Origin of the sequence: Litorisediminicola beolgyonensis (assembly GCF_042679605.1) — a bacterium.
Lineage (GTDB): Bacteria > Pseudomonadota > Alphaproteobacteria > Rhodobacterales > Rhodobacteraceae > Litorisediminicola > Litorisediminicola beolgyonensis.
The window spans coordinates 1-2,982 of the sequence record NZ_JBHTMU010000078.1 but is presented as its reverse complement, the minus strand read 5'-3'; the positions used below and the strand labels follow the sequence as shown (position 1 = coordinate 2,982).

Here is a 2,982-nt window from a genome sequence, read left to right as displayed (position 1 = left end):
CGGCGTGGGGCGCCCCGCGCTCGGTCGCGGCGAAGGCGGCCAGATGCTCGGGCGCGGGGTAGGGGCAGCCCTCGCGCCGCATCCACAGCTCAAACGCGGTGACCGCCCGGGTGTGCAGGCCGCGCTCGGGGTGGTGGGTCAGGGGGTGCTTCAGAAGCGCCAGCAGCGTCTCGGCGGTCAGCGGCCCCGACAGCCCCCGCGCCACTTGCCGCAAAAGCCGTCCCGGCGGGGTCTGCAGCGCGGGAAGACCGGCGCTGTCGTCGGGCAGAAGGCCAAAGCGGTCGAGCGCCGCGGTCACCTGCCGCGACAGCATCCGGTCAGGGGTGATCAGCGCCGCGGTCACGCCCTCCGCCGCCGCCTGCCGCAGCCGGAGCGCGATGGCCAGCGCCTCGTCCCGCCGCGTCTGCGCCTCGACCAGCGTGACCCCTTCGGTCGCGCCGCGCAGATCCGCAAGCTTCGGTCCGTCCTCGAACCACTGGTCGGTGACCGGCGCGGGCCGGAGCGCCAGCGAGATCAGCGCGTTGCGCCCCGGCGCGGGCGCCGCCTCGTCGGTCCAGAGCCCCACATCGGTCGGGGCAAGCTCCATCTCCGCCATCAGCCGCGCGAAGCGGTATTGCGGATGATCCTCGCCGCCGAGGCTCCCGGCCTCGGTCAATTGCTGCCAGACATGGCGCGGCATGTCGGTGTCGAAGCCGGGCCAGATCACCGCGCCCTGCGGAAGATGCGCGACGCGGCGCATCAGCTCCTGCGTGGTGCCGCGCGAGCCGGTCGAGCCCGCGAGGATCACAGGGTGCGCGGGCGGCGCGGCCTCCCAGAGCGCGAGCTGCCGCTCCAGCGCCAGGCGCTGCACCGCCGCCGCATCGGGCTCTGCCTCGAGCGTGTCGAAGAAGGGCCGCGCCAGCGTCAGGAAGGCCAGCGCGCGCTGCCAATGGCCCGACTGGTCGGTCACGTCGAGCGCCTCGAGCGCCTCGGGCGAGACCCCTTCGATCTGCATCTCGTCCATCAGGAGCGCGAGGCTGTCGGCCAGGTCGAACAGCGCCGCTTCCGGGGCCAGGTCGGGCTGCGCCTCGAGGAGCTTGGCGATCAGGCCGGTAAGCTCCAGCCGGCGCCTGAGCGCGGGCACCGGCGGTGGCAGCTCGGCGGCCAGACGCGGATCGGCGGGTCCGGTCACGAGCGAGATCCGCGGCAGGAAGCCCGGCGGCCCGGCCTTGAAGATCGTCTCGATCCGCCGTGCCATGCGGTGGGTGTTCACGATCAGCTGCACCCGCGCCATCGCCTCGGGCGGCTCACCTTCCAGCCGCGCCCTGAGCCCGTCGACCAGCGCCCGCGCGAAATCGACGCCCGGCGCAAGCGCGAAGACCCGCGCTCCCGGCTGCGGCTCAAACATCGCGCCCCTCCAGAACCGCCTCGGCCAGCGCGATGCCCTCGGGATGCCCGACATCGCACCAGAGCCCCGCGTAGCTCACGCCGAAAAGCCCGCCCCGCGCCGCCAGGAGATCCCAGGCGCGATTGAGCGAGAACACCTTCGCGTTGATCTCATCGAGGATCGCGGGGTCGAGGATCTGCACGCCGGTATAGACAAAATCGCCGCCCCGGCTCAGTCGCCCGTCCGGCCCGAGCGCGAAATCCCCCGGCGTCTTCCGCCCCACCGCGCGCGCCGTCGGAACGGTCAGCAGAAGCGCGCCCATGCCGTCGCGCCATGCCTCTTCGAGCACCGTAAACGGGTTCGGCCCACGCCAGACCGCATCTGTGTTCGTCGTCGCCAGGGGCCCTGCGCCGAGTCGGGGCAGCGCGGCCTTGAGCCCGCCGCCGGTGTCGAGGATCTCCGGCGCCTCCACCGCCACCGCCACGTCGCGCCCGGCCAGATGCGTCACGATCCGGTCCGCCAGATAATGCGCGTTCACCAGTTTCGGCCCCAGCCCCGCCGCGTCGGCCAGGTCGAGCGTCCGGTCGAGAAGCGTCTCGCCCCCGACCTTGAGAAGCGGCTTCGGGCAATCGCGCGTCAGCGTCCCCATCCGCGTGCCGAACCCGGCGGCAAAGAGCATCACCGGACGGCTCATGCTGCCCCCAGCCGCGCCAGCCGCGCGGGCGTCGGCTCCGGCAGGACCGGCTCCAGAAGCTTGCGCACCGGTGACATGACGGGATGCGCCAGATCGCGCTCCAGATGCGCCCAGACCCGGGGCATGAGCGCCAGGTAGCCGGGCTTCTCCCGCTCCCGCGCCAGCCGCGCGAAGACACCCAGAATGCGCAGGTTCCGCTGCGCGCCAAGGAGCGCCAGCTCGCGGTCCACGGTCTCGGCCGACCGGCCCGCGCCGGTGCAATAGCGACGGATCGCGGCCGCGCGCGCGTCCTCGGACACGTCGCGGCGCGCATCTTCGACGAGGCTGACGAGGTCGTAGCCTTTCGGTCCCGCCAGCGCGTCCTGGAAATCAAGGAGCCCCATGCGCGCGGCCCCCTCGCGCTCCGGCAGCCAGAGCAGGTTCTCGGCGTGATAGTCCCGCAGCACCATCACGCCCTGGTCATCGGCATGTGTCGTCAGCAGCTCGGCAAAGGCGGCCTCCACCTCGCTCTGCGCCCGCGACACATCCGCCCCGAGCGGCGCGACATAGGCGGTGAACGCGAGATCGGTCATCGCTGCGAGCCGAGCTGGTGTGGCGCGCGGAAGCTCCGCCGGAGGCGGCGCGCGGTGCAGGCTCAGAAGCACGTCCACCGCGACCTCGTAGAGCGCAGGCTCCCGTCCGGGCGTGTCGGCGCAGAGCCGTGCCAGGAGCGCGTCGCCCAGGTCCTCGATCAACAATTCGCCCCCCGCCGAGTCCTCGGCCAGGATGCGCGGCGCGCTGAGACCGAGACCCGAGAGATGCCGCGCCAGCCGCGCGAACAGCGCGACGTCGCCCTCGGGGTCCTGCATCAGGATCGCGCGCGCGTCGCCGCGCGCAAGCCGCGTGTAGCGCCGCGCCGAGGCGTCGCCTGCCAGGGGGCGCG

The 2,982-nt window shown here is 73.1% G+C and carries 2 protein-coding genes and 1 pseudogene; all 3 read right to left on the bottom strand.

The window, feature by feature from the left end; all coding sequences use genetic code 11:
• Positions 1-1,387, bottom strand: a pseudogene (locus tag ACFQ4E_RS20420) (double-strand break repair protein AddB); the annotation flags it as partial.
• Positions 1,380-2,060 carry a nucleotidyltransferase family protein gene (locus ACFQ4E_RS20415; protein WP_386806378.1) on the bottom strand — a complete coding sequence of 227 codons (681 nt, stop codon included), beginning with the start codon at positions 2,058-2,060 and terminating at the stop codon, positions 1,380-1,382. The pseudogene ACFQ4E_RS20420 and the gene ACFQ4E_RS20415, both read right to left, overlap by 8 nt.
• Positions 2,057-2,974 carry an aminoglycoside phosphotransferase family protein gene (locus ACFQ4E_RS20410; RefSeq protein ID WP_386806379.1) on the bottom strand — a complete coding sequence of 306 codons (918 nt, stop codon included), beginning with the start codon at positions 2,972-2,974 and terminating at the stop codon, positions 2,057-2,059. The genes ACFQ4E_RS20415 and ACFQ4E_RS20410 overlap by 4 nt, the downstream gene beginning before the upstream one ends.
• Positions 2,975-2,982 lie beyond the last annotated feature (8 nt).

What these genes read in the sequence shown, in the direction of transcription:
- ACFQ4E_RS20415 (WP_386806378.1), bottom strand. Translation starts at nt 2,060, where the DNA reads ATGAGCCGTCCGGTGATGCTCTTTGCCGCCGGGTTCGGCACGCGGATG.